The sequence below is a fragment of the Alcaligenes sp. SMD-FA genome, assembly GCF_025960365.1.
Taxonomy (GTDB): Bacteria; Pseudomonadota; Gammaproteobacteria; order Burkholderiales; family Burkholderiaceae_B; genus Alcaligenes; species Alcaligenes aquatilis.
On the sequence record NZ_CP110108.1, the window covers coordinates 388112 to 412610 of the forward strand.

A 24499-nucleotide genomic window follows, 5' to 3' on the forward strand; every position below is an offset into this window, starting at 1 on the left:
AATACGCGACTTGAAGGATTTTTGTTTGCTATGACCACGACTGAACGAAAAGCGCCCTTGGCGGGATTACGTGTTCTGGACTTGACGCGCGTGCTGGCCGGGCCCTGGTGTACCCAAAACCTGGCTGACTTGGGGGCGGAGGTCATCAAGGTGGAGCGTCCCGGCGCGGGAGACGATACCCGTGGCTGGGGGCCACCGTATCTACAGGATGGTCACAGAGCGGACACGGAAGATGCGGCCTATTTTGGGGCTGCCAACCGCAATAAAGAGTCCATCACCCTGGATATAGGCACTGCACAAGGCGCAGAAGTGGTGCGGCAACTGGTCAGGCGCTGCGATATTCTGGTGGAAAATTTCAAGGTCGGTGGTTTGAAAAAGTACGGGCTGGACTATGAAAGTCTGCAAGCCATCAACCCAGCCCTGATTTACTGTTCGATTACCGGATTTGGCCAGACGGGCCCCTATGCAAGTCGGCCAGGATATGACTTCATGATCCAGGGGCTTGGGGGCTTGATGTCCCTGACAGGTGAGCCCGGTGGCGAACCGCAAAAAGCGGGTGTGGCCGTGGCCGATGTCATGACAGGCATGTACGCCACGGTGGCTGTACTGGCGGCCGTGGTGGAGCGCCATCGCAGTGGTCTGGGCCAGCATCTGGATATTGCCTTGCTGGATTGTCAGGTGGCCATGATGGCCAATCAGAACATGAATTACTTGTGTACCGGGCAGGCGCCACAGCGGCCCGGTAATGCTCATCAAAATCTGGTGCCCTATCAGGTCTTTGAGGCCAGTGACGGGCATTTGATTGTGGCGGTGGGCAACGATGCCCAGTTTCGCAGTTTTGCGCAGGAGCTGGGCCATCCCGAGTGGGCGGATGACCCCCGTTTTGCGCGCAATGCCGGACGTGTCATGCACCGGGACGAGCTGGTGCCCATGCTGGCGCAGGTCATGCAGAGCCGGACCCGCGATAGCTGGTTGCAGGCGCTGGAAGCCGTGGGTATACCCGCCGGCCCCATCAATACGATGGAACAGGTTTATCAGGACCCACAGGTGCTGGCGCGCGGCTTGCGACTGGACTTGCCGACCGGGCAGGGGGGGAGCGTACCTTCGGTGGCCAGCCCTTTGCGTTTGTCGGCCACGCCCGTGCAGTATCGCAGTGCGCCCCCGCGTCTGGGAGAGCACACCCGCGAGGTCCTGGCGCGAGTGCTGGAGCTGTCGCCCGACAAGGTAGAGGCCCTGGTGTCCGGCTCCGTGGAACAGGCTTAATTTTTATTGCTTTTCGATCAGGTTGTGAATCATGAAACAGATACAAACCATCGCTATTGTTGGCGCAGGCGCTATGGGGCGGGGCATTGCCCAGATTGCCGCCCAGGCTGGCAAGCAGGTCTTGCTCTATGACCTGAATGCAGACTCGGTCAAGGCGGCCTTGGCGGATGTACACGCCGTCTGGAGCCGTTTGCAGGAAAAAGGCCGCATGACGGCTGAACAGGTGGATGCGGCCAAAGCATGCTTGCAGACCGCCAGCGATCTGCAAGCCTTGGCCCCTGCCGATCTGGTAGTGGAAGCCATTGTGGAACGTCTGGACGTCAAGCAAGGCTTGCTGCAGCAGTTGGAAGAGATCGTGTCGGCCGATTGCGTGTTGGCCTCCAATACGTCCTCGCTGTCCATTACCGCCATTGCTCAAGCCTGCCGCCACCCTGAACGCGTGGCTGGCTATCACTTCTTCAACCCCGTGCCCCTGATGAAAGTGGTCGAGGTTATTGATGGCTTGCGCACATCGCCCGAAGTGGGGGATGCCCTGATGCAAGTGTCGCGTGATATGGGCCACACGCCTGTGCGCGCCAAGGACATGCCCGGTTTTATCGTGAATCATGCCGGTCGTGGCATGAATATCGAGGGTCTGAAAATCGCCCAGGAATGTGTGGCACCTTTCTACCAGATCGACGCCATCATGCGCGAACAAGCTGGTTTCCGCATGGGCCCCTTTGAGCTGCTGGATCTGACCGCGCTGGATGTGTCTCACCCGGTGATGGAGTCCATTTACCGCCAGTTCTATGACGAGCCTCGCTTCCGTCCTTCGCCCATCACGGCAGTGCGTCACGCGGGCAAGCTGTTTGGCCGCAAGAATGGTGAAGGCTTTTATAAGTATGAAGATGGTAAGAAGCAGGTTCCTCAAGAGCCTGCCGTTCCTGCTGTGGCCTCTTTGGCGCCCGTGTGGGTCTCGCCTTACCACGAGCAAGGCCAGGCTCGCGCTTTGCAATTGCTAAGTGAGCTGGGTGTGAACGTGGTGGAAGGCGACCAGCCACCTGCCGATGCTCTGATTCTATTGACGCCTTACGGTGAAGACGTGGCGACTTTGGTGTCCCTGCACGGCCTGGACCCTGCACGCACCGTGGCGCTGGATACCTTGTTTGGTCTGGAAAAAGGCCGTCGCCGTGTGCTGATGTGCTCGGCGGCGACCACACCAGAATGGCGCGATCAAGCCTGGGCCATGTTGGCCAGCGATGGTACGGCTGTCAGTGTGATCGAGGACTCCGCCGGTTTTGTGGCCCAGCGTTTGGTGGCCACCATCGTGAACATTGCCAGCGATATCGCTCAGCAGCAGATTGCGACACCGTCGGATATCGACGCTGCCGTGCGCCTGGGTCTGGGTTACCCGCACAATGGTCCGCTGTCCATGGGCGATGCCGTTGGTTCGCGTGATTTGCTGGATGTGCTCAATACCTTGCAGGCCGTGACGGGCGACATGCGCTACCGCGCCAGCCCTTGGTTGCAACGCCGTGTGCAGTTGGGCATGTCCTTGACGGCATTGGCGCAGTGCAAGGCGCAGTAAGCGTCTCAGATTGCGTTTCTGGACGCGTTATGAGGCTTTATAAAGCGTTCTAGAGGCAGAGCCGTCAACAAGGCGATGAGTAAGCCTGGGTTCGGGATGACACCGGACTCAGGCTTTTTTATTGGTGTAAGGGGCTGTTTCTGTATCGCTTCTTTGTCGACAGGTTCAAGCAAAGAAAAAGCCCGATGAGTATTCATCGGGCTTTTTGTATTTGCAGGCTCTGTGCCAGGACAGAGCCTTGATGCAATGCTTACTTGGCGGCGTTAACCATGTGTTGGATAGCAGCGCGAAGTTCGTCGTCAGAGGCTTGCGAACCACCGCGTGGAGGCATGGCGCCAACACCGTGGATCGCTTTTTGAAGCATAGTGTCCATACCAGATTCGATATAGGGCTTCCAGGCAGCCTGATCACCAAACTTAGGCGCACCGGCGACACCGGCAGCGTGACAGGCAAAGCAAATGGTGTCGTACAGTTTGATGCCTGCCGGGTCGACTTTGCTGTCGTCAGCGGCAGCCGTTTGCGTTGCGGCAGGGGCATCCGCGGCGGGAGCCTCGGCGGGTTGGGTATCTGCAGCAGCAGCGGCGGCTTCAGGTTTGGCGTCGGCTTGCTCACCTTCCGGGGCAGGCGCTTCGGGCTCTTTGAAGTCAGCGCCAGCTGCGTTGGCCATGTAGACAACGGCACGGGCCACTTCGATATCGTCCAGTGACGGGTTGCCGCCCTTGGCAGGCATGCCTCGAATGCCGTGAATGGCGTTCTTGATCAGCTCGTCCTGGCCCAGTTTGAGCAACTCGCCCCAGGCAGCCTGATCACCAAACTTGGGAGCACCGGCCACACCGGTGCCGTGACAGGCGGTACAGGTGGTTTCGTATACTTTCTGGCCAGTTTTCAGCTCTTTGACGGCATTGGCGTCAACCAGTTTGAAACCAGCAACCGGCTGAATGCGGGCAGCAATGGCTTCAGGGGAAAGGGCAGCGGAGCCAGCACCAGCACCCATGGTGGAGGTAACCAGGCTGACCAGCATGACAATAATCGCGATGGGCACCAAGAAAGCCAGAGCCACGGTCACAAGCAATTGTTTAGGGGTTTTGATCATGGCTGAGTGACCCTCGTTGTGTTCTTCGGGTTTTTGTTCCGTGTTGCTCATTATCGGATCCTGCGAGTTCGTACAAGAAATGACGGGAGGGCCTTTGACGGCCACCAATAAAGGCTTGCGCCTACCTAATGGGTGTGCGCAAGGACGTGTCTACCAAGCCACCGACCCAGATCGCGCAACCATGGATTATAGCGGAGTGTATCGCTCTTGTATCTGACTCTTGATTTGGCACACTCATAATTGCCCGATAGATGCTGAAAAAAACTCCAAACTCGCGCTACAATAGTTAGCTTGGCGTCCGTAGTTCAATGGATAGAATTAGGGTTTCCGAAGCCCTCGATACAGGTTCGATTCCTGTCGGACGCGCCAGAATTCCTTGTTTATACGGCCCTTTAGGGCTGTTTTTCAAGGTCTGGTGTGAGTTTTCAGTTATAACGCGTCGTAATGCAAGCAGCCTATGGCTGCTTTTTTTGTGTCTGCTGTTTGCCAAAATACGGTTCCAAGAAAGATTCGGATGAGGTTGGCTAACTATTGATCTCGATCATTTGGCCTAGGGCAAAATGATTAATTTCATCTGTATGGTTGTGTTCAGCCTTTGCCTGGAGGCGGGGCAAGGTGTTCTCAGGTCAATCAGCTAGGGATAATGTTTGAAACAAGCAGGGCAGTGCCTGATAAGAATAGGGAACCAGGCGGTGCTTCGGGGGCCTTGCTGCGACACGGTGTGAAGCAGTGGTGTATTGGAAAAGATAAAGGGGCTGACAAGGCCCCTTTATCTTTTTCCTGTGTTGCTTTCTGGTTTTAAATAGCTTCGGCACAAATCACATAGTCATGACCATGACGCAGACCTCCCAAGGTCTGATTCAAGGCCAGGGCCTGCTTACGCAAGGTTTGGACATGCTCGGACAAGGCCAAGGCCAGATTACGGTCCTTCAGACGGCGCAGGCGCCCGTCACACATATCCAGTTGACCGTGGATAAAGCTGTCGCCGTAACGAATGCCAAAGCGTTGTGCATCCACACAACGGTAGCCGGATTGCCGCAAATGACGCAGTACCCAGTCCATCGGGTATTCGCGATACGGGCGCTCGCCGGCCAGCAGCAGGCAGGCATCGCGTAAACGGCCTATTTCCACAATCAATTTGCCCGCCGGGTCCGTGCTGCTATAAGGCACGTAAGGTTCCAGACCAATAATATAGAGACGCTGGCTGGTAAGCGGTCGCAGGCGGCTGAACAACTGGTCCTGGGTGTAGGGGGCAAAGCCGTCTATGGCACCGAGCAGATAATCCGCCAGAACCGTGTCAAAGCGTTCGCCTTGCAGAAACTCCGGGTCGCTCCAGTTGCCCACCAGAAGGCGGTCCTCGGGACGTTTCTGATCCCCCAGCTCTTGTGTTACTTGCTCGGCCATGCCTGGTGAGGCCGTAATGGCCGTCCAGCGTTCGGTGTCCAGTGTCAGCAGCCAGCGCAACGAGCCCTTGCCGGTGCCGGCATCCAGAACGTTGCCCCAGGGGCGCTCGCCCTGCATGTCGGCCACGATCTGGTAGAGACGGCTACCGGTGTGTAGGGCAGTCTTGCTCAAAATTCCACCTGTATCCCGGCCAGGATGTTGCGTCCCATCAAGGGGGCCTGACGGGCAATAAAGGAGGTATGGCGGTAGGCCAACTTGTTCAGCAAGTTATTTCCTCTCAGATACAGGGTGTAGGTGTTTTGGTCCATATGCAGGCGGTAGCTTAAACCCATGCTGAGCAAACCGAAGGAGGGCGATCCTTCTTCATGTTCAGCCACGCGATTTTGGGCGAAGGTATGGGTGTAACCCACAAAACCGGACCAGTTCTGCCAGTTCACATCCGTGCGAATACCCAGGCGGGCGGCAGGCATGCGGGGCAGGTTGCGGCCGGGATCTTGCAGTTTACCGCGCACCAGATCGCCATAGACGCTCAGCGAGGCCCAGGAAGTGACCGGGTAGGAGGCCTCGGCTTCCAGGCCCCAGAATTGAGCTTTGTCCTGGCTGTATTGAATCAGCTGGAAGTCTTCGTGATGGTCCAGGCTGCGGCCATAAATATAGTTCGAGCTGCGGGTGTAGAAGGTACGCAAATCAAAGCGCAGATCACCCAGGTGTTTTTGCAGGCCCAGATCGACAGTATGGCTGGTCTCACGATCCAGGTTAGGATCACCGCGCTCATAGCTGAGCGTGGCAAAGTGTACGCCTTTGGCGAACAGTTCCTGAGCCGTGGGCAGACGCTGCGAGCGGGAGATGGACAGGCTGGCAGCGTATTCAGGCGCAAAGTCCCAGACGGTGCCCAAGGAGAAGGAGGTGGCCGTGCCTTTGCGGCGCTCCAGGGTTTGCGAGTCGGGTGTGACGGTTTGCCATTCCTGACGAGCGCCCAGTTCCAGACGCCAGTCGTCCCAGTTCACGCTTTCGAGCAGGAACAAGCCCTGGCTGCGAGTCCGGGTGGGCGGGATGAAGTTTTCCGTGCCGTCGCGGGAAGCAAAATCAGACTGGCTGGTTTGCAGGCCGATAACGCCTTCAAAGGGCCCCCAAGGATTGTGTTCCAGCTCCAGGCGGGTGTCGTAGCCGCGATTGGTAAAGCGGGTGCCCGCTATATCCCCATCTTTTTCGACGTGCTGGTAGTCGGTGGCCCCGGCGCGCAGGCGAGCACGCTTGAAGCCGGGTAAAGGATCACGCAGTTCGCCGCGTATATCGAAACGCTCGGTGCGCAGGTGAGCCGTGGCTGAATGATCATGGTCATGATCGTGTCCGTGATCGTGTCCGTGATCGTGATCGTGACCATGGCCGCCACAATGCAGGGTGGCACCGTGTGGGTGGCAGTCCTCATATTCATGGCTGTGACCGGGCAGGCCGTAGCTGCCCTCGCGGTAAGAGTACGCCGCGCCTATGTAGCCACGATCGCCAATAAAGGACAGACCGATGCTGCCAGTATCTGTGCTGGAGTCCGAGTCCTTGACACGGCTGTCGGTCCAGTTGGGGACACGATAGTCGCGGCTGCGGTGTGAGGCACCTTCGACGTGCAAGGCGATATTGCCTTCGCCTGCTGTCATTTCCACTGCGCCGATCCTGCCACGGTCAGCGGTGGAACCCTGAGCGCGCACCGAACCTTCAAACCCCTTTTCGGGGATGGCTGTGGGGATTTTGCGATCCAATACGTTGACGACACCGCCAATGGCACCACCGCCGTACAGCAGGGCTGATGGGCCACGTAGCACCTCGATGCGGTCTGCCTGCCAGGTGTCGACCGTGATGGTGTGATCGGGCGAGATGGCCGACGCATCCATGACCTCTGCGCCATCGCTCAGGACTTTGACGCGGGGCGCGGTCTGACCACGAATGACGGGGCGGCTGGCACCGCTACCGAAACTGTCTACATGAATGCCGACCTCACCGTCCAGCAATTCACCCAAGGTGCTGCTGCGACGCAAATCCAGTTTGGGGCCTTGCAGGACCGTGCTGGCGGTGGCCAGTTCGGTTTGTCGCAAGGCCAGGGGGCTGGCGGAGATTCGGATAGGGGCCAGCTCAGGGACAGGTTCTTCAAGTTCATTGGCTTGGGCAGAGGCACACAAAAGCAGCGCCAGGGCAAGTGGCAAGGGACGGGGTTGGAAACGCATTTCATCTTCCGGTTTATTAATTTTCGGATGTTATAACATAACAATAACTTTTCAAAATAGAGGGAAAAACTTTTTGAGGGAAGGGGAAAAGAGAACTTGTCGGGTGTGTGGCTCAATGTGAACCCGGTCTCCCATTCGTGTGCAGAAGACGGTCAAGAAAAGCCCCCACGCGACGCCTTCGGCTTGTTGCCGCCCTAGGAGGACTTTTTGCTGGGGGCGCCGAGCCGTGAGGCGGCCCGGCGACAAAAAAACCTTCGCGACGACTTCGGCTTGCTGTCCCCCGGGGAGAGGTTTTGCCTTGGGGCGGCTCGGCGAAAAAAAAAAACCGCCCTTGCGGGCGGCATTGCATCACGATGTCGTTTAACTATTCTCCACCGCAGGAGGAATCAGGTTGCGTTCGTAGCGATGGACGTAGTCCTCAAAAGACTCTTGATCTTGCGCTTCGATATCAATCTGGGCTTGCAGAGACTCTTTAGCCTGTTGCTCGAAGGCGGCTTGCTTGTCGGCTGACAAAGGATGGGCCAGCAAGGTTTCGTGATGCTCGCGGCTGCGTTGCAATGCGTAGTCGTGAAAACTTAAGCCGGTTTCACGCAAATGGTGTAGCAACTGGGCAGACGGAGTCAGCTCCGGGTTGTCCAGCTTGCGGATTTGGGCCTGCACAGCTTCTGTGTGACCGTGGGTATTGAGAGCCTGGTCCAGCATTTGCGCGTAAGGCAGCAGGGATTCCAGAATCTCATGGCCCCAGTCTTGCAGGCTGACGCTTTCCTTTTGTTGATTGGTCAGCATCAGGCCGGGGCGACGGCCTTCACGTACGACGGTCGCAAAGTTGTTTTTGCTGTCCTGACAGTAACCGCCATCCGGGAAGAAGGGGCTGTCTTGTACGGTACAGAACAGCAGGAACGTATCCAGAAAGCGGCAGGTTTGCTCGGAAATGCCGGTGGGCGATTCCGGGTCGATATCCAGGCAGCGTACTTCGATATATTCCACACCACGCTGGGCCAGGGCGGTGGCCGGACGCTCGCTGCGCTGGGTGGTGCGCTTGGGGCGAATGCTGGAGTAGTACTCGTTTTCAATCTGCAGAATATGGGTGTTGAGCTGAATCCATTCGCCATTGCGGTGGGTGCTTAGCTTTTCGTAATCCGGCCAAGGGGTGACGGCAGCGTGATACATGCGCATCACAAAGGTGTCCAGGTCGTTGTAGCAAAGCTGAAGTTCGGCCTGGGCTTCCTTGTTGTGATAGCCCAGATCGCTCATGCGCAGGCTGGTCGCCCAGGGCATGGTCAGTGTGTCGTCGTCGATCTTGTCCAGATTGTTGTTGCGACCTTGCAGGAAGTTCGCATCCAGTACGGGCGAGGCACCAAACAGGTACATCAGCAGCCAGGAGTAGCGCGTGAAGTTGCGGATCAGCGCCAAATAGCCGTTGGAGCGCTGGTCTTGCAAATTGTCGCCACAGACATTGAGCAAGGGCCAGATCCCATCTGGCAGAGAGAAGTTGTAATGCACCCCGGCGATACATTGCATGGGTTTGCCGTAGCGCTCGGCAAGACCACGGCGGTACACATGCTTGAGCATGCCCGTGTTGGACGTGCCGTACCAGGCAATGGCAATATCCTTTTCGGCAGGCAGCAGCGCAGGCATGGACTGGTTCCAGATCATTTCCTGATCCAGCTTGCCAGCCACAAATGTGTGGATGTCAGTCAGCTCTTGCAGCACGTCCTCGACTCGGGCTTGCGGTTCAGTAATCAGCTCCAGCAGGGCCTCGGCGTAGTCGGTGGTGATGTGGCCGTTGGTCAGGGCCGACCCAATGGCTTTAGGGTGGGGGGTCGCTGCCAATTGGCCCAGCGCATCGACGCGCAGTCCTTCTTTTTCGATGCCGCGCAAGATTCCCTGCAAAATCTCGGGATTCTGTTGCAGGGCAAGGCGGCGTTCGTGGCTGGTGTTCATGGTGGTGTTTCCCACTTTCGAAATCGGGTGCAAGATACGGGACTGTTCAAAGGGGCCTGGCCCCGTCTATAAATAGTAGTCCGACCACACTTGCTTTGTTAAGTTGCGCCAAAAGGCGTATCGGGCAGGGCGAGTATAAGGCGGCTGTTGAGCCAGCCGATGAAAAGCATGAAACGGGATACGGGATTAGCACCATGATGATCAGGCGCATTATTGCGATACTGGCGGCCTTCTTGACTTTGGCCGCCTGCAGTCCGGAGTTTAACTGGCGCAAGGTTCAGCTTGAACACACTGGCCTGTCGGCCATGTTGCCCGGTAAGCCCACCACCAGTCACCGATTGCTGGATTTCGAGCAGTATCAACTGGATTTTTATCTGACGACCGCCACGGCGGGTGGACAAAGCTACACCGTGGGTCATGTGATTTTGCCCACGGAGCTGCAACAGGACGAGACCGCCCGCCAACGCTTGTACGAGGCGCTGCATGACTCTTTGCGCGGGAAATTCATACCGGATGGGCAGGTCAGCGAGAAAAGCCAGATACAACTGCCACCACCAGGTCAGGTGTTTTTCATGACGCGCGATGTGGGGGGCGTCGCCTTGCGGCTGGAGGCCATGATCCGTATGGAGCCAGGCTGGATAGTGCAGGGCTTTGTTATGACGGATTCCGGTAAGGCTCCGGATGCGGCTCAGGCAAAGGTTTTCTTTGACGGCTTAGCTCGCTAGCTGGGTCGCCGCTGATCAGACGCCGCTGCAAGGCCAGGGTAATGGCCGCTTGGCGGCTGTAGACCCCAAGCTTGGCGTAGGCGTTTTGAAAGTGAAAGTTGATCGTGCGCTCAGTAATGCCCAGGATGATGCTGATTTCCCAACTGGTCTTGCCATGGGCAGCCCAGTTCAGGCAGGACTGTTCGCGTGAAGTTAAATGCGTCACGGTAAAGCCATTCCTCATGCATTCGTGGTAAACGTCAGGCCAATGTACTCAAATTTAGCTTAGCTGGCAGACAGATGAGAATGAAAATAATGATGTAAATCAAAGCATTGACTTTTCTTGGCTGCGTTCATTGCCCAGGGTCCTGAATCGATCCAGCTTGGTCGATTTGGACGTCGCGCCGCAGCGATGCTAGAATTTTGTCTTATACGTTTTGCGCCGATTTGCCTGATCCGCTTGCGGGCGCTCCATAAATCCAGCTAAAGAGGTCCTGATGGCCACTGATTCCGTCCCTAGCGCCGACACTGGCGCCCTTAGCCCATCCTGCGGATTGATCCCCGAAGGTTCCGTGGGCCCCGTACAAGCCGAACTCATCGCCTTTGACGAACCCCTGCATCTGCGCAGCGGGCAAGTGCTGCCCAGCTACGAGCTGGCAGTCGAAACCTATGGCACCCTTAACGACGAACGCAGCAATGCCGTATTGGTGTGCCATGCCCTCAATGCCTCGCACCACGTGGCCGGGTATTACGACGACGATCCTAAAAGCATAGGCTGGTGGGACAATATGGTCGGCCCTGGCAAAGCAGTGGATACCGATCGTTTCTTTGTCATCGGCGTCAACAATATCGGCTCCTGCTTTGGCTCGACCGGCCCGTCCAGTATCAACCCTGCCACTGGCAAACCGTGGGGCTCCGAGTTTCCCGTGCTGACGGTAGAAGACTGGGTTCGTGCTCAGGCCCGCTTGGCCGATTACTTTGGCATCCGCAAGTTTGCTGCCGTCATGGGGGGCTCCTTGGGTGGCATGCAGGCCCTGAGCTGGGCCATCAGTTGCCCCGAGCGTGTGGAGAACTGTGTGGTTATTGCCAGCACCCCGCGCCTGTCGGCCCAGAACATTGCCTTTAACGAAGTGGCCCGCAGCGCCATTTTGTCCGACCCGCAGTTTCACGGTGGGAATTACTACGAGCATGGTGTGGTGCCTAAAGCAGGTCTGGGCGTTGCCCGCATGGTGGGCCATATCACCTATTTGTCTGATACGGCCATGGCCGAAAAATTTGGCCGTAATCAGCGTGCGCCAGCCCAAGGTGGCGAATACAACTACAACTACGGCGTGGAATTCGAGGTCGAATCCTATTTGCGTTATCAAGGCGAGAAGTTCTCGCGCTATTTTGACGCCAATACCTACCTGATCATCACTCGTGCGCTGGATTACTTTGACCCTGCGCGCCAGTCTCAGGGGGACCTGGTCAAGGCACTGGAAAATGTGCAGGCCAAGTTCTTGCTGGTGTCCTTCACCACGGACTGGCGTTTCTCGCCCGAGCGTTCGCGTGAAATCGTGCAGGCCCTGCTGCGCAATCAGCGCCAGGTAACGTATGCTGAAATCGATGCCCCGCACGGGCACGACGCTTTTTTGCTGGAAGACCCTCGTTATCATGCCGTTGTGCAGGGATACTATGACCAGATCGCCGCTAATTTGGGCTTGCCTGCGCGCACGCGCACGACAGGGGTGCTGGCAGAATGACTAAGCCGCAAACACAGGTGGATGATGTCATGTTAAGACCGGATTTGCTGCGCATTGCGCAGTGGATTGAGCCAGGTTCGCGTGTGCTGGATCTGGGCTGTAACGATGGCACTTTGCTGGCGCATCTGCGCGATACGCGCCAGGTCGTTGGCACAGGCGTAGAGCTGAACGACCAGTTCGTGATTGCTTCGGTGCGTCGTGGCGTCAATGTCATTCAGCAGGACTTGGAAGAGGGTCTGGCGCTATTTAGCGATCAGCAGTTTGACACCGTTGTGCTGTCCAAAACCTTACAGTCCATGCACCATACCGAGCACATCCTGCGCGAGATGGCGCGGGTGGCGCGGTATGGTATCGTCTCGTTTCCTAACTTCGGTTATTGGCCGCATGGCTGGAGCATTTTGCGCGGACGCATGCCGGTCACTGGCGAAATGCCTTACCAGTGGTACAACACGCCCAACATCCATTTGTGCACCATGAAAGACTTTCAAGATCTGGCCCAGGCGGTGGGGGTACGCATTCTTGATCGTGCCGCATTCAATGGTCGCGACACGGTGCGCTTTTTACCGGGCTGGCGCAGTACTTTGGCCATGTATCGTTTCGAGTCTCCCCATTTTCTTGCTGCTTAGCGCTAATAAGGCCTGACGTGTCACGTGTCTATACCAGTCCCCGAGTCTTGCCTTTGCTGATTCTGGGGTTTGCCAGCGGCCTGCCTCTGGCCCTGGTTTCAGGCACCTTGCAGGCCTGGGCGACGGTTGAAAATGTTTCGCTGACCGAGATCGGTTTTCTGACGCTGGTTGGCTCGGCCTATACGCTGAAGTTTCTGTGGGCCCCCCTGATTGACCGCTATGCACCACCGTTCATGGGGCGCAGGCGTGGCTGGATATTGTTGACCCAATTGCTGCTGGCCGCCTCGATTGCGGCCATGGGTTTGTTTTCTCCTTCCGTAAACCTGACTGCGTTGGCCTTGCTGGCCGTGTGGGTGGCCTTTTTGTCAGCGACGCAGGACATTGCCTTCGATGCCTATTGCACCGATGTGCTGCAAGCGCAGGAGCGGGCGGCGGGGGCGGCGGTCAAGGTCATGGGTTACCGCATCGCCATGATCGTCTCCGGTGGTCTGGCCTTGATTCTGGCGGATCGCTGGTTGGGCTGGTCCAATACCTATTTTCTGATGGGTGGTTTCATGGCTCTGTGTGCGCTGGTGACCTTGATTTCACCAGAACCACAGGAACAGAGCCGTCCGCCCCGTAGCTTGTCTGAGGCGGTCGTGGCACCGTTGGCAGATTTTTTCTCGCGCCCTGGCGCCTGGAGTATTTTGGCGCTGATCGTGCTCTACAAGCTGGGCGATGCCTTTGCCGGTGCCTTGTCCACCACCTTTTTGATTCGTGCGGCCGGTTTTACGCTGTCCGAGGTTGGCACGATCAATAAGGTGTTTGGCCTGGCGGCGACGGTGGTTGGGGCCTTGATGGGCGGGGCAATCATGGCTCGTCTGGGTCTGTACCGGGCCTTGATGATCTTTGGTGTGTTGCAGGCTGTCTCCAACCTGGGTTATTGGTGGATTGCGATTGAAACCGCGCCATCCATGTGGCTGATGGGCATGGTGGTCGGTCTGGAAAATCTGTGCGGTGGTCTAGGCACAGCAGCCTTTGTCGCTTTGCTGATGGCCCTGTGCAATCGGACTTATTCCGCTACTCAATTTGCACTTCTGTCGGCCTTGTCGGCAGTGGGGCGTACGTATTTGGCTGGGCCTTTGACACCTGTACTGGTCGAATCCCTGGGCTGGCCGGGCTTTTTTATTTGTACCGTCTTTATTGCTGTGCCTGGCTTGCTGATGCTGCGTTGCTATCGGGGGCTTCTTCAACAGCTTGATGCTTAAAAAATATCATGCTCTTACTTGTTCTCTACATTATTGCCATCACCGCCGAAGCCATGACTGCGGCGCTGGCCGCAGGCCGTCGCGACATGGATTGGGTGGGTGTGTGCACCATCGCTTGTGTCACCGCTTTGGGTGGCGGCTCGGTGCGGGACGTGCTGTTGGGGCATTACCCGCTGACCTGGGTGCAGCATCCTGAATATCTGTGGATTACGGCAGGTGCGGCTATCCTTACGGCTTTGATCGCCCCCATCATGCGGCGCTTACACAGCCTGTTCCTGCTGCTCGACGCCATGGGGCTGGTGGTCTTTACCGTGATTGGCTGCCAGATTGCGCTGGAGATGAAGCTGCCGATTACGGTGGTGCTGCTCAGCGGCATGATTACCGGTTGTGCAGGTGGCGTCTTGCGTGACATCTTGTGCAATGACATCCCCTTGCTGCTACGCAAGGAGATGTATGCCAGTGTATCCATGCTGACTGGCGCTTTGTATTTGGGCGCCCAGCATCTGGATTGGAACCCGTATGTCACCCTGTTGGGCCCCATGATTATCGGTCTGGGTTTCCGTATGCTGGCTTTGCATCGCAATTGGCAGATGCCCCGTTTCGTCTATCGAGACGAGTGGCGCTAGAGCCAGGCTGTCCCGCCTGGCTCAGGCCACACCTAACCAGCGCAAGATAATAGGAACAAAGGGCACCAACACGGCGGTCATGATCCCGTTCAGACTCAGGCCAATGGCAGAGAACGCCCCAATCGTTTCATGAACCTGCAAGGCGCGGGCGGTGCCGATGGCGTGTGCCGTCACGCCCACAGCAAAGCCACGGGCTTCGGGGCGATCAATTCGCAGCACGTTCAGCAGCGGGCGCGCCATAATGGTGCCCGCGATCCCAGTAATGGCAACAGCGACAGCCGCCAAGGAAGGTTGCCCGTCAAATTGTTCTGCCAAAGCCATGGCAATTGGCATGGTGGCCGAGCGCGGTGCCACCGACATGATGGTTTCAAACGAGCCACCCAAGGCCCAGGCAATCAGCACCGTACTGAAAATAGCGGTCACCGAGCCAATCAGCAGGGCAATGGTTAGCGGCTTCCAGATCTTGCGCAACTGACGCAGCTGGCTGTAGAGCGGCACAGCCAGGGCAACCGTGGCAGGGCCAATCAGAAAGTGAATGAACTTGGCCCCTTCAAAATAGACGGGGTAGGGCGTGCGGGTCAGCAAGAGCAGGGACACAATCACCAGAACCGAGACCAGAATCGGCAGCAAGAACGGGCTACTGCCTGATTTGCGGTACATCCAGACCGAGCCTGCGTAGACCGAGCAGGTCAAGGTCAGCCACAGCAGGGGCGAACTGGACAGAAAGACCCAGATTTGAAAAAGTCCGTCCGTCATTACTCTTTTTCCTGGTGGTTTTTAAGCAGACGATTGAGCACCAAGGCTGTGACCACCATGGTGATGACGGTGCCGCCCAAGGTGGCGATCAAAAAGGGCTGCCACTCCTGGGCTACTCGATCAAAATACAACATCACGCCGGTTACGGCGGGGATAAATAGCAGCATCAGGTTCTGTAGCATGACACTGGCTGTGCTCTCCAACGAGGCCGGTACGCCGCCACGAATCAGCAAGGCCGCAGCTAGAAGCAGCATGCCTGCCAAAGGCCCTGGCAGCGGCAAAGATAGTGTCTGCACCAGAATTTCGCCGATTAACTGAAAGGCGAAAAGGGCAGTAATCGCGTAGATCATGAGAGAGTCCGTAAAGGCAACGAAAACGCCAGGCGGTAAGCCTGGCGCGGGTAAAAGGTCTGGCTAAGGGTGCTAGTGTGCCATACAAGACAGTCAGGCAGTAAGCGTGCCGCTTATAAGGGATCGGCTATGGCAAGGGGCTGGTATCAATGCTTGGCTGGCCTGGTTTTAGTGCCCGTCCATGCCTGAACGTCGATTTCTACGTCCACACCACCCACCAGTTTGGCCTGTACCAACGAGCGTGCCGGAAAGTTGCTGCCCAGGCGTTCTTTATAAGTTTTGTTGAACTGATCGTACAAGGCCATATCAGATAGATACACCGTCACTTTGACGACATGGCTAAGGTCTGCACCGGCCAATTTCAGCGTCTCTTCAATTCGGTCCAGCGTGGCATTGGTCTGATCTTCAATACTGCTGCGCACGATCTCGCCTTTCGCGTTCAGCGGGATTTGTCCTGACAGGAACAGAAAGTCCCCGGCTTGCACGGCGCGGGAAAAAGGCAGGTCCGAATCGCCCAGAAAGCGTTTGATCGCAGTCGGTTCTGCGGCTTGGTCAGTCGTGGCTGCGTAGGCGGTGATGCTGGTGCCCAGACCTAAGACAGAACAAGCCAGTAAAGTGTGACGGGCCGAAGCAAAAAAACGCATCAGAATTCTCCTTGGACTAGAGGAATTCAGTGTGCCATATCCAAGGCCTGGTAGCGTGAATTTGTGTGACGACCCGTCGGTCTGAAAGCGGCTTAGGCGCGATCGCCCAGCCAGGCTTGAACTTCAATTTCTACGTCCACGCTTTTGGCCAGTTTGGCTTCAACCAGCGAGCGGGTAGGCAAGGTGTCGCCAAAGCGCTCGGCATAGACTTTATTGAAGTCGGCAAACAAGGCCATATCGGACAGCCAGACAGTGGCTTTGACCACATCAGCCAAGGTGGCGTCAGCCAGAGCCAGACCTTCGATCAGGCGGTCAAAAACAGCGTGGGTCTGGTCCTGGATGGAGCCACGCACCACTTCACCTTGGGCGTCATAGGGGATCTGGCCGGACAAGAACAAAAAACCGCCAGCCATGGTGGCACGCGAGAAGGGCAGTGGCAGTGGGCTGGCAATACGGCGGATACCGGACATGGAGTACTCCTGATAGAGGTGGTGGAAAATTTGCGTTAGGCAGCATGCGCGTTTATTCGCGTCTCTTGCCTACAATAAGGCGTCACTATACAACTTCAAATGAGGAGCGAGACGACGTGAGCAAGGAAATTTTGCAACGCCTGGACCAACTAAGTCGGGCCGCGTTGGCCAGTGGTGATTTGTTGCCCGTGCAAGCTCAAGAGCAACTGATGCGGGATCAAGGGCTGACATTTTTTGTGCGTTGGGTATCCACTCTGGCGGCCAAGGATGCTGCCAGCGTCTCGATTCCAGGTGGACCGCGCGACCCCAACTTCAATCCTTTCTTGCCGCCAGCCCCCGCTTTGACGGTGGATGATGCCAGCAGCACACACAATATTGTGCTGAACAAGTTTGCTGTCTGTGATCTGCATTTGGTGCTGGCCGACAAGGTGTTTTCCGAACAGCTCAGCCCGCTACGCGATATTGATTTCCGAATTCTGGCGGACTTTCTGGCCTTGCAGAATGGTTTGGGCTTTTACAACGGCGGTGGCCCGGCAGGTGCCAGCCAGCGTCACAAACATACACAATGGATTCCGCAGGCGGACAGCAATGGTTCGCTGGCTCTCTATCTTGACAAACTCCCCACCCAGGCTGCTGCAGGCAGCGCGCATCAACACCCCGCCTTGGCTTTTGAGCATTGTTTTGTGCGCTTGTCCGATAGTCGAGATCCGGTCGCCTTGAGTGACAGTCTTTTGAATTCTTACCGCCTGGCGTGCAATGAGTTGGGTTTGGTGCCAGGGCAGGACGGACAGTTACCGCCACATAATATGTTGGCTGGCCAGGGATGGATGCTGGTGGTGCCGCGCAGCATGGAGTTGGTTGACGGTATTTCAGTCAATGCCCTGTCTTATGCTGGCTGCATTTATGTGCGTACTCCCGAACAAATTGATGTGGTACGCCAGATCGGCCCGTTGGGCGTTCTGGCGCGGGCGGGCTATACCAGCAACGCATAATCGTTGATTTGAGGTTTGCCCTGCTTTACTGATGAGCCCCGCTACGGCGGGGTTTTTATTTGTCTGTTTGTGTATTTGAGTATTGTTTTGAATCTTAATTTACTCATTTGAAACAAAAGAAAAATATTTGAACGTAATGGCGCTTTGTTTTCGAATCTTTGCATTCAAAAGCGAAGTTTACTAGGTTTTAGAGAAATGAAACGAAATAATGTAACTGTTTTTATGGAAATAAATAGAAATATAAAGGCCGGGGAAATAAGCGAATTATTTGGAAGTGTTTTTAATTATTAGAATTAGCGTCGGATTGGAACAAAACAAACTTATTTGTCCCCATAGGTGGATTGCTTATGCATGTCTCGTCTGAAGCTCATATTTTGCTTATTGCTCCAGAACCTGCCGGCATAGCCGATTTACTGGCTTTGTTACGCACTAGTTTTGCTCGGATTAGTTTTGCGCTGGATGCACAGCAGGGCTTGGCGCGTTGCCAATCCTTGCAGCCTGATTGTGTGTTGAGTGAATACCACTTGCCTGGTTTGCGGGGCGACACTTTTATGCGGATGTTGCGTGCCAATCCCCAAACCGCTTCTATTCCGGTGGTGTTCCTGTCAGCGGTTTTATGTGCGGATAGTCAGCTCATGGCTTTACGCAGCGGTGCTCGCGATTTCATTGCGTACCAAACCCATGTGCAATTAGTGATCGAGCGTATTCGCCTGCATCTGGGCCTGAGGGAGATGGAAGCAAGTAGAGAAGAAAGCAGTGCTAACAAGGGGTGGAAGGGTCTTTCTAGTTCATCCGCTCAGCATTGTCTGGTCGATGCAGTACAGCAGCACGTGCGGGACAATCTGTCGGATTATTTGACGGTCGATAGTCTGGCGGAGAGGTTCGGGACGACCGCTCGCCGCTTGAACGAGCTCTTTAAAGAGAGTGGTGGTTTAACGGTGCGCGATTTTGTGTATTCCAGCCGCATGCGTTATGCCATGCATTTGCTCAGGCAAACCGATATGGCCATCACTAACGTGGCGGCCGAGTCCGGCTATCTAAATCCGGCCAATTTTTCCACCGCATTTCGTCGATACAGCGGCCTGTCTCCCTCGGTTTACCGACAGCACAAAAATCCTAATATTTAAAACAAAAATGAAATAAACGGTTTATTAAGGTGTTTTTTTGCAGTGATTCAAACAGGTTCTGTAAGAATTCAAAAGCCATTATAAAAAAATGGTAAGAAAATAAAAAAACCGAATAGGGATGAGATTTCGGTAAGGGGTTCTTGAGAAAACATTCAAATTATCGTCGTGACGAGGCGAGAGGGTATTGCACCCGAAAACTCGGTTATGTCAGTGCAATACAAGAGGGTCAGAGAAAATTTTGGCTAATTTCTTTTGTAAGCGGACAGATTATGAACAGCATTTATAAGTTGGTTTGAAACGAGAAAACGACAACATTGATGGCAGTTACGGAAAACCCCAAGACGCGTACTACATACCGCTGCGGCGGCATTGGCGACAGCCAGGCTTGTGCTGGAATGGGTGCAGGGCGTGTCTTTGCGGCACCGTACCCCCTTTTTCCATCTGATTTCTGGCGAGACTGTTTCTTTGACTGCGGTCCGCAAGACTACTCTAAAGCGAATGGGCGGGACAGTTCCAGTGACTCTGAATCCTGATCCCAACATGGATTCCTTGATAGCCGCGTTCCTGGTCAAGGCAGCCAGTGGCGAATTTACCGGCCAGTCCAAGGGTAAAAACATCAATTGCCTAGTGTGGGCCCACAAGGGTAAGGACTATGACGGTAGAACGAATGTTTCTGTTACATAACGACAAGGCCAGTTTGCAGCAGATCGCCTTGGAGTCGGAGCAGTGGGGCGTCAAGGTAAAGACGGTAGAGACGATAGAGCAATGCCTGTCCTTAGCGCATTCAATCGGGGCGGAGATGGTATTTGCTCTCGTGTGTCAGGCAGAGAAGATTTTTTGGCATATCAATCGTTTACGCATGGAATTTCCTGCTGCAGGTGTCCTTGTTGTGCGGCGCGACAAGATGGCTGGCCTGGAGCGAGGGCATTTGTTGCTTGCCGGGGCTGATGCCTGCTTTGACCAGGATGCTTTGCCGGTGGAAGTGGTGGCTTGCGTGCAGGCTTTGCGGCGTCGCGGCTATGCCTTGCAGCAAAGTTTGCGAACTGATTTGGCAGAACCCGTCGGTGCGGGGCTGTTGCCTCAGAGAACTGAGTTGGAGCCGGATCTGCAACGATGGGACTTGATGGAGAACGGTTGGACTTTGCTCACGCCACGCGGTCACTCGGTCCTGTTGACGCGCGGTGAGCGACGTATTGTGCAGGTTCTCTTTGCGGTCAGTCCGCAAACCGTAGAGCGTGATCGTTTGTTTCCTCCGGAAGAAGGGCGGGAGTCGACTGCCCGTTCTGTGGACGTTTTGATCAGTCGCTTGAAACGTAAAATAACGGCGATCGGAGAGGAACTGCCCATACGCTCGGTGCGAGGGGAGGGCTACGCTTTTGTAGGCAAAGTGCCTGCTGCCTGCCAAGAACTGGCACGTGCCAGTTTGAGTACTGATGAGGTCTACGAGTGTATTGAAAAGGCCTGAAATCCCCTTTTTCGATGCTGAAACAGCATGATATAGACCCTAAAATTTTAAATATGTATAATTGGTCGCTCTGGTTCATTGAATCAGCTTCTCGAACAGGCCGTTCAGGTGCGACAAAATTGCATAAAAAAATGGCGGTCCGTTCTTCAACAGGTTGTTGCACAACAACCCGGCTTTAGCCCGAAACACCTTGCCCGACCCTTGGGTCGCGGAACAACCAGCCGACGGTCTCACACGACTTCGGCCTGCAACAGAGCGGCTTGTCTCTGGCCATGTTTATTTGCTGTAAGGCCCGCAGACTTGCCGTAATGTGAGGCACTTTGCGCTGTGTCTTGCTTTTTTTCGCTTTGGCTCTGGTCAAGGGCGAAGGCGCGTGTGCGCGCGTTCGGTTCAGGTGTTTCGGTTCTGATCTTGGGATCGGTGCCGCCCAGCGCGTTACTGCGGAATCGGCACGCATGCGAGTGAGAGCTGTTTTGCAAGCAGCCATCGCGCAGAAGAGAAAGGGAAAGACATGCAAGAGGCGGAGTTTTTTACGCTTTCAACCACAACGGCCATATTGTTGCTGGTTGGCTTTTATGGTGCGACATTTCTGATGTCGCTCGTGATTGGCCAAAAGAAAGAAAACGTGGATGGATACATGGTATCCAACAGTGCAGTGGGTTTTGGCCTTGCAGCGGCCAGCATGATTGCCACCTGGATATGGGCCGCGTCCTTTTATGCCAGCGCGACCTCGGGTTTTAAATATGGGCTATCAGGCCCTCTACATTACGGGCTATGGGGTGCTTTGATGATTTTGTTCATCTACCCCTTTGGGCGACGTTTTCGCCAACTGGCCCCGCAGGCACATACGCTGGCCGAGGTGCTGCACGCACGGCACGGCTCGTCCAGTCAGATGATTATGGCGATTTCCAACGTGGTGGGCAGTAGCATCAGCCTGATGGTGAACTTCACCGCCGCGGGTGCGTTGGTCTCGGTCCTTAGCCCTCTGACATTTATTCAAGGTGTGCTGATTGCGGGTCTGGGAGTGCTGTCCTACACCTTGTGGTCAGGTTTTCGCGCCTCGGTGATGACGGACTTTGCTCAATTGGTTGCCATGATTTTGTCAGCCGTCGTCATTATTCCGCTGATCTTCTTTAACGCTGGTGGCACAGAGATGATTCAGGCCAATTGGTGGCGTCTGGATTCCGAGCAAGCCAACTTCTATTCGACCAAGGCCATTTTGGAGCAAGGTGCGCCGTACTTTGTGGCGGTACTGGCTTACGCGATTGGTAACCAGACGATTGCCCAACGCCTGTTTGCAGTGCGAGAGGATCTGATCAAGCCCACTTTCCTGACGGCCACGATTGGTTACGGTGCCGTTGTCATTGGTTTGGGTATGTTGGGTCTGCTGGCTTTGTTCACCGGCTTGCAGCCTGTGGATGGCAATATGAACAACATCATCCCGCAGATGGCGTCTACGTATCTGCCACCCGTTGGCATTGCCTTGTTTTTCGTGCTGGTGGTGGGTTCCTTGTCTTCCACTGCGGACTCGGACCTGGCCGCCTTGTCAGCGATCGTGATGACGGATATTTACGCCAAGAACATTGCTCGTGGCCGCCCACAACCCGCTCGTATGCTGTGGTGGGGCCGTGTCACGATGGTCGTTGCCACGATGGTGGGGGTGATCTTCGCCAGTTTGCGTCTGGATATTTTGGTGATGCTAGTGTTTGTCGGTGCTTTGTGGGGCGCGATTGTGTTCCCGGTCATTGTCAGTTTTTACTGGGATCGTGTTACCAACAAAGCGTTTACTTGGTCGGTGTTGTGCGCTGTTGTGCTGTTTACGATCGTCCGCTTTGAGCTGATCCCTATCGAGGGTGTGGTGGCCTTGTTCTACGAAGTGACTGCATCGATTGGCGGTGGTGTTGTTGCTGGTTTGATGACCTTTGCGTTTTTCCGCAGCCGTATTGCCATTGCGATTGGTGTGATTGCGACCGCTATCTTGCTTCCCAACTTCATTGGTTTTCTGCGTGAGTACATTGTTTTGCTGGGGTCCTTGACGGCTTACGGCGTTAGCGCTGTGGTTTGTGTAGCCATCAGTTTGCGTAGTCAGGAACGTTTTGATTTTTCCGTCCTGGCCGAGCGCGTGCAGTCTTTTCACTATGACGAGACTCCCGTACCGGGCAAGAAACAGCGTGAAGTGAAAGGTGAGCCGGTTTCGGCCCGCGCTTGAACTCACGATAGAAAAAAGCAAAGGAGAATCTTATGTTGATGACGATTTACTTTATGATCTGGCCTGTCATGTCGGCCATCATTTTAGTCTTGCTGGTTGGCAACCTGATCCGGGATTGGCGCAGAGCCCGTAAGACGGGCCAATCCATGGTCTAATGAAAAATCGCCCCGCCTTTTCACAAGGCGGGGCGATTTTTTTATGGCGCTAGAGCAATCATGCTTGCTGCTATTTATCGCTTATGCAGGCCAGAGTGCAAAGGTAAGCTGCGATCTTTGACACTGTTCGGCTTTTGTCTGCTCAGATCAAAAGACGCTGCCCGGCATGCACCAGCAGGCGCAGTGAAAAACCAAGTAGCAAGATGCCTGTTATCCGTTCAAACCAGGTTCCCATGCGTAAGAAACGCTGGCGCACGCGAGGATTGGTGAAGATCAGACTAACGACAATAAACCAGCCCGCATTGACCAGGCACATCCAGACGCCGTAGAGCATTTGGGTGCTGAGCGGGGTGCTGGCACTGACTATTGATGTAAATACCGCCAGAAAGAACAGGGTGGCTTTGGGGTTGGTGGCATTGGTCATAAAGCCCAGCGCCAGAGACTGACGCACGCTGACGGCAGCGGGTTCGCCATTGCTGGACTCGGTTAGGCTTACCTCCATGGGAGAGTTGGCCTGTCGTAAAAATCCCCAGCCTATGTACAGCAGGTAAGCGCCGCCCAAGATTTCGGCCACGCTCATCAGCCAGGGGGTGGAGTGCAGTAAAGCGCCTACGCCCAACAAGGTGTAGATCACATGCACGGAGATTCCCGCCCCGATGCCAATAGCGGTGGCAATGCCGGCCTGGCGGCCCAGCCGCACACTTTGGCGGATGGTGACCGCAAAGTCAGGCCCAGGGGCAATAACGGCCAAAAAATGAATCAACGCCAGAGTAGTGAACTCTGGCCAATAGGTTTGCAACACTATTCACTCCAAAAAATCAGCGGCATGGCAGGTCTGCGATATCCCACAAGGCAAGACGGGCTCAGGCGCAAGTTGCCCTTGCTTGGGGTGACGAGATGCTCTGCAGCTCTCCCTTCCGGCTTGGCCATTGTTACGTTGCCCTTGCGGGCTGCTGGGCGGGTAGTGATCGAGGGCGTTTTGACCGAGGATAGCGTCGCCCAGCTTTTGTGAGGTGGACGCATCAATGCAGCGGGAACGTCGGGTAGCCAGACGTTCGCTATTTGCAGGGACTGCATATGTCCAATCTGTAATCGTTCAGCCTCTCAATACATCCCTCATGTTCTTGGTGTTTTTAAAAGGCTCTTGTCTTTTCCCATTGATAGACGGTGCTAATCAACTATCCTGGTTTTTATTGTTTATTCGGTCATCATTTCATAGTGAACGCTAAGTTCATCCTTTTTGTTTTTGATGCGAATTATTTTCAATCCAGCCAATTCAGATGTGTTTTCAACATGGGTGCCGCCACATGGGTATTGACCCAGATTGCCAATTGCAACTTGGCGTCGGCCAGCCTGGAAACTGATGAAAATAGCTTGGGCCAGTTGGATTTGTTCGGCACAGTGGTTCGATAAATCGTCCAGAAGTGGGGGCAGGGCATTTGCGGAGCTGCGAAACACGACACGCGACTCACCCGGCCAATGATGCGCCTTTACCGCTTGCCAACCAATGCGCTCCAGCAGATGACCGATCATGTGGCCTGCGGTGTGTAAGCGAGCGTTTTCCCGTCTATGGTTGCCGTCGATACGTAGTTCCACTGGGCCCAAAGGCAGGTACTTGTGCAGGTAGTGCAGGACATGGCCATCGTGGTTTTGTGCCACGTGCAGAACCTCGTTCCCATTTATCGTGCCTTTGTCACAGGGCTGACCACCACCTTGAGGGTGAAATAAGGTTTTATCCAGCCTGACAGCGTAGCGTTCATTCTCGGAGTGATAACCCTCCAGGATTTCCGCTGTGCAGGTAAGGCTGTGGCTGGTCAAATATAATTTATCTTGCATTTTATTATCGGTCGATTGGCTTTAAAGCATTGTAGGCATTGCCAGCAGTCCTGGTAATTGCAA

At 55.3% G+C, this 24499-nt stretch carries 23 protein-coding genes, 1 tRNA gene and 1 riboswitch; of the genes, 13 read left to right on the forward strand and 11 right to left on the reverse strand.

Features of this window, described 5'->3' with window-relative positions:
- The first annotated feature begins 30 nt into the window (after positions 1 to 30).
- Both OKX01_RS01705 and OKX01_RS01710 read left to right on the forward strand, forming a co-directional pair.
- The gene (locus OKX01_RS01705) at positions 31 to 1263 is read left to right on the forward strand and encodes a CaiB/BaiF CoA transferase family protein (RefSeq protein WP_264672351.1); all 1233 of its coding nucleotides are present in this window, start codon (positions 31 to 33) and stop codon (positions 1261 to 1263) included.
- 31 nt (positions 1264 to 1294) lie between these two features.
- Positions 1295 to 2830, forward strand: coding sequence for a 3-hydroxyacyl-CoA dehydrogenase (locus OKX01_RS01710; protein WP_264672352.1), 1536 nt, complete (start codon positions 1295 to 1297; stop codon positions 2828 to 2830).
- 250 nt (positions 2831 to 3080) lie between these two features.
- Here OKX01_RS01710 and OKX01_RS01715 read toward each other — a convergent pair whose 3' ends face one another.
- Complete coding sequence (locus tag OKX01_RS01715) at positions 3081 to 3974, reverse strand: c-type cytochrome (protein WP_094195436.1); 894 nt, start codon at positions 3972 to 3974, stop codon at positions 3081 to 3083.
- A gap of 243 nt (positions 3975 to 4217) precedes the next feature.
- Between OKX01_RS01715 and OKX01_RS01720 the strand changes: the two genes are divergently transcribed.
- A tRNA-Arg gene (locus OKX01_RS01720) sits at positions 4218 to 4292 on the forward strand.
- 429 nt (positions 4293 to 4721) lie between these two features.
- Here the strand turns inward: OKX01_RS01720 and OKX01_RS01725 are convergent.
- The 3 genes from OKX01_RS01725 to gshA form a co-directional block, all read right to left on the reverse strand.
- Positions 4722 to 5498, reverse strand: coding sequence for a class I SAM-dependent methyltransferase (locus tag OKX01_RS01725; protein ID WP_094195437.1), 777 nt, complete (start codon positions 5496 to 5498; stop codon positions 4722 to 4724).
- Positions 5495 to 7543, reverse strand: coding sequence for a TonB-dependent receptor (locus OKX01_RS01730; protein WP_264672353.1), 2049 nt, complete (start codon positions 7541 to 7543; stop codon positions 5495 to 5497). Before OKX01_RS01730 ends, OKX01_RS01725 begins: the two co-directional genes overlap by 4 nt.
- 360 nt (positions 7544 to 7903) lie before the next feature.
- On the reverse strand, positions 7904 to 9487 hold the full coding sequence (gshA, locus tag OKX01_RS01735) for a glutamate--cysteine ligase (RefSeq protein WP_264672354.1): 1584 nt from the start codon (positions 9485 to 9487) through the stop codon (positions 7904 to 7906).
- Between the two features lie 194 nt (positions 9488 to 9681).
- Between gshA and OKX01_RS01740 the strand changes: the two genes are divergently transcribed.
- Positions 9682 to 10212 (forward strand): hypothetical protein, encoded by a 531-nt coding sequence (locus OKX01_RS01740; RefSeq protein WP_125277362.1) that lies wholly within the window; start codon positions 9682 to 9684, stop codon positions 10210 to 10212.
- Here the strand turns inward: OKX01_RS01740 and OKX01_RS01745 are convergent.
- A complete protein-coding gene (locus OKX01_RS01745) occupies positions 10142 to 10417 on the reverse strand; it encodes a response regulator transcription factor (RefSeq protein ID WP_094198239.1) in 276 nt (91 codons plus the stop codon). The two genes, OKX01_RS01740 and OKX01_RS01745, sit on opposite strands and share 71 nt — an antisense overlap.
- A 203-nt stretch (positions 10418 to 10620) precedes the next feature.
- Positions 10621 to 10699, forward strand: a riboswitch (SAM riboswitch).
- On the opposite strand from OKX01_RS01745, the gene metX reads away from it, so the two are divergent.
- The 4 genes from metX (at position 10689) to OKX01_RS01765 (ending at position 14432) form a co-directional block, all read left to right on the forward strand.
- Positions 10689 to 11933: a homoserine O-succinyltransferase MetX gene (metX, locus tag OKX01_RS01750; RefSeq protein WP_125277363.1), complete on the forward strand. Its 1245-nt coding sequence runs from the start codon at positions 10689 to 10691 to the stop codon at positions 11931 to 11933. Its footprint overlaps the riboswitch before it by 11 nt.
- On the forward strand, positions 11930 to 12559 hold the full coding sequence (metW, locus tag OKX01_RS01755; protein WP_094195442.1) for a methionine biosynthesis protein MetW: 630 nt from the start codon (positions 11930 to 11932) through the stop codon (positions 12557 to 12559). Before metX ends, metW begins: the two co-directional genes overlap by 4 nt.
- A 17-nt stretch (positions 12560 to 12576) precedes the next feature.
- Positions 12577 to 13806 (forward strand): muropeptide transporter, encoded by a 1230-nt coding sequence (locus OKX01_RS01760; RefSeq protein WP_108728229.1) that lies wholly within the window; start codon positions 12577 to 12579, stop codon positions 13804 to 13806.
- 8 nt (positions 13807 to 13814) lie between these two features.
- Positions 13815 to 14432 (forward strand): trimeric intracellular cation channel family protein, encoded by a 618-nt coding sequence (locus OKX01_RS01765; protein WP_094195444.1) that lies wholly within the window; start codon positions 13815 to 13817, stop codon positions 14430 to 14432.
- Between the two features lie 21 nt (positions 14433 to 14453).
- On the opposite strand, the gene OKX01_RS01770 is transcribed toward OKX01_RS01765, so the two are convergent.
- From OKX01_RS01770 to OKX01_RS01785, 4 genes are all read right to left on the reverse strand, one after another.
- Entirely contained in the window at positions 14454 to 15188 is a 735-nt protein-coding gene (locus tag OKX01_RS01770; protein WP_121737795.1) for an LrgB family protein, read from the reverse strand.
- The gene (locus OKX01_RS01775; RefSeq protein WP_108728227.1) at positions 15188 to 15538 is read right to left on the reverse strand and encodes a CidA/LrgA family protein; all 351 of its coding nucleotides are present in this window, start codon (positions 15536 to 15538) and stop codon (positions 15188 to 15190) included. The genes OKX01_RS01770 and OKX01_RS01775 overlap by 1 nt, the downstream gene beginning before the upstream one ends.
- 146 nt (positions 15539 to 15684) lie before the next feature.
- Complete coding sequence (locus OKX01_RS01780; RefSeq protein ID WP_125277364.1) at positions 15685 to 16182, reverse strand: RidA family protein; 498 nt, start codon at positions 16180 to 16182, stop codon at positions 15685 to 15687.
- 92 nt (positions 16183 to 16274) lie between these two features.
- On the reverse strand, positions 16275 to 16652 hold the full coding sequence (locus OKX01_RS01785; protein ID WP_094195448.1) for a RidA family protein: 378 nt from the start codon (positions 16650 to 16652) through the stop codon (positions 16275 to 16277).
- Positions 16653 to 16768: 116 nt separating this feature from the next.
- On the opposite strand from OKX01_RS01785, the gene OKX01_RS01790 reads away from it, so the two are divergent.
- The 5 genes from OKX01_RS01790 (at position 16769) to OKX01_RS01810 (ending at position 22600) form a co-directional block, all read left to right on the forward strand.
- Positions 16769 to 17644: an ATP adenylyltransferase family protein gene (locus OKX01_RS01790; protein WP_264672355.1), complete on the forward strand. Its 876-nt coding sequence runs from the start codon at positions 16769 to 16771 to the stop codon at positions 17642 to 17644.
- Between the two features lie 347 nt (positions 17645 to 17991).
- Positions 17992 to 18771, forward strand: coding sequence for a helix-turn-helix domain-containing protein (locus OKX01_RS01795; RefSeq protein ID WP_264672356.1), 780 nt, complete (start codon positions 17992 to 17994; stop codon positions 18769 to 18771).
- Between the two features lie 652 nt (positions 18772 to 19423).
- Positions 19424 to 20236, forward strand: coding sequence for a winged helix-turn-helix domain-containing protein (locus OKX01_RS01800; protein WP_264672357.1), 813 nt, complete (start codon positions 19424 to 19426; stop codon positions 20234 to 20236).
- Between the two features lie 511 nt (positions 20237 to 20747).
- Positions 20748 to 22445: a sodium:solute symporter family protein gene (locus OKX01_RS01805; protein WP_264672358.1), complete on the forward strand. Its 1698-nt coding sequence runs from the start codon at positions 20748 to 20750 to the stop codon at positions 22443 to 22445.
- Between the two features lie 32 nt (positions 22446 to 22477).
- Entirely contained in the window at positions 22478 to 22600 is a 123-nt protein-coding gene (locus OKX01_RS01810; protein ID WP_094195454.1) for a putative transporter small subunit, read from the forward strand.
- Between the two features lie 142 nt (positions 22601 to 22742).
- On the opposite strand, the gene OKX01_RS01815 is transcribed toward OKX01_RS01810, so the two are convergent.
- Entirely contained in the window at positions 22743 to 23399 is a 657-nt protein-coding gene (locus tag OKX01_RS01815; RefSeq protein ID WP_264672855.1) for a LysE family translocator, read from the reverse strand.
- A gap of 398 nt (positions 23400 to 23797) precedes the next feature.
- The gene (locus tag OKX01_RS01820) at positions 23798 to 24436 is read right to left on the reverse strand and encodes a threonine--tRNA ligase (protein WP_108728218.1); all 639 of its coding nucleotides are present in this window, start codon (positions 24434 to 24436) and stop codon (positions 23798 to 23800) included.
- Positions 24437 to 24499: the final 63 nt, after the last annotated feature.

Bases quoted from the DNA above. Each gene is read 5' to 3' on its own strand.
- OKX01_RS01795 (WP_264672356.1), top strand. From the start codon at position 17,992: ATGCATGTCTCGTCTGAAGCTCATATTTTGCTTATTGCTCCAGAACCT.
- OKX01_RS01765 (WP_094195444.1), top strand. From the start codon at position 13,815: ATGCTCTTACTTGTTCTCTACATTATTGCCATCACCGCCGAAGCCATG.
- OKX01_RS01710 (WP_264672352.1), top strand. From the start codon at position 1,295: ATGAAACAGATACAAACCATCGCTATTGTTGGCGCAGGCGCTATGGGG.
- OKX01_RS01805 (WP_264672358.1), top strand. From the start codon at position 20,748: ATGCAAGAGGCGGAGTTTTTTACGCTTTCAACCACAACGGCCATATTG.
- OKX01_RS01780 (WP_125277364.1), bottom strand. From the start codon at position 16,182: ATGCGTTTTTTTGCTTCGGCCCGTCACACTTTACTGGCTTGTTCTGTC.
- OKX01_RS01785 (WP_094195448.1), bottom strand. From the start codon at position 16,652: ATGTCCGGTATCCGCCGTATTGCCAGCCCACTGCCACTGCCCTTCTCG.
- OKX01_RS01715 (WP_094195436.1), bottom strand. From the start codon at position 3,974: ATGAGCAACACGGAACAAAAACCCGAAGAACACAACGAGGGTCACTCA.
- OKX01_RS01705 (WP_264672351.1), top strand. From the start codon at position 31: ATGACCACGACTGAACGAAAAGCGCCCTTGGCGGGATTACGTGTTCTG.
- metX (WP_125277363.1), top strand. From the start codon at position 10,689: ATGGCCACTGATTCCGTCCCTAGCGCCGACACTGGCGCCCTTAGCCCA.
- metW (WP_094195442.1), top strand. From the start codon at position 11,930: ATGACTAAGCCGCAAACACAGGTGGATGATGTCATGTTAAGACCGGAT.
- OKX01_RS01730 (WP_264672353.1), bottom strand. From the start codon at position 7,543: ATGCGTTTCCAACCCCGTCCCTTGCCACTTGCCCTGGCGCTGCTTTTG.
- OKX01_RS01770 (WP_121737795.1), bottom strand. From the start codon at position 15,188: ATGACGGACGGACTTTTTCAAATCTGGGTCTTTCTGTCCAGTTCGCCC.
- OKX01_RS01775 (WP_108728227.1), bottom strand. From the start codon at position 15,538: ATGATCTACGCGATTACTGCCCTTTTCGCCTTTCAGTTAATCGGCGAA.
- OKX01_RS01810 (WP_094195454.1), top strand. From the start codon at position 22,478: ATGTTGATGACGATTTACTTTATGATCTGGCCTGTCATGTCGGCCATC.
- OKX01_RS01740 (WP_125277362.1), top strand. From the start codon at position 9,682: ATGATGATCAGGCGCATTATTGCGATACTGGCGGCCTTCTTGACTTTG.
- OKX01_RS01800 (WP_264672357.1), top strand. From the start codon at position 19,424: ATGACGGTAGAACGAATGTTTCTGTTACATAACGACAAGGCCAGTTTG.
- gshA (WP_264672354.1), bottom strand. From the start codon at position 9,487: ATGAACACCAGCCACGAACGCCGCCTTGCCCTGCAACAGAATCCCGAG.
- OKX01_RS01820 (WP_108728218.1), bottom strand. From the start codon at position 24,436: ATGCAAGATAAATTATATTTGACCAGCCACAGCCTTACCTGCACAGCG.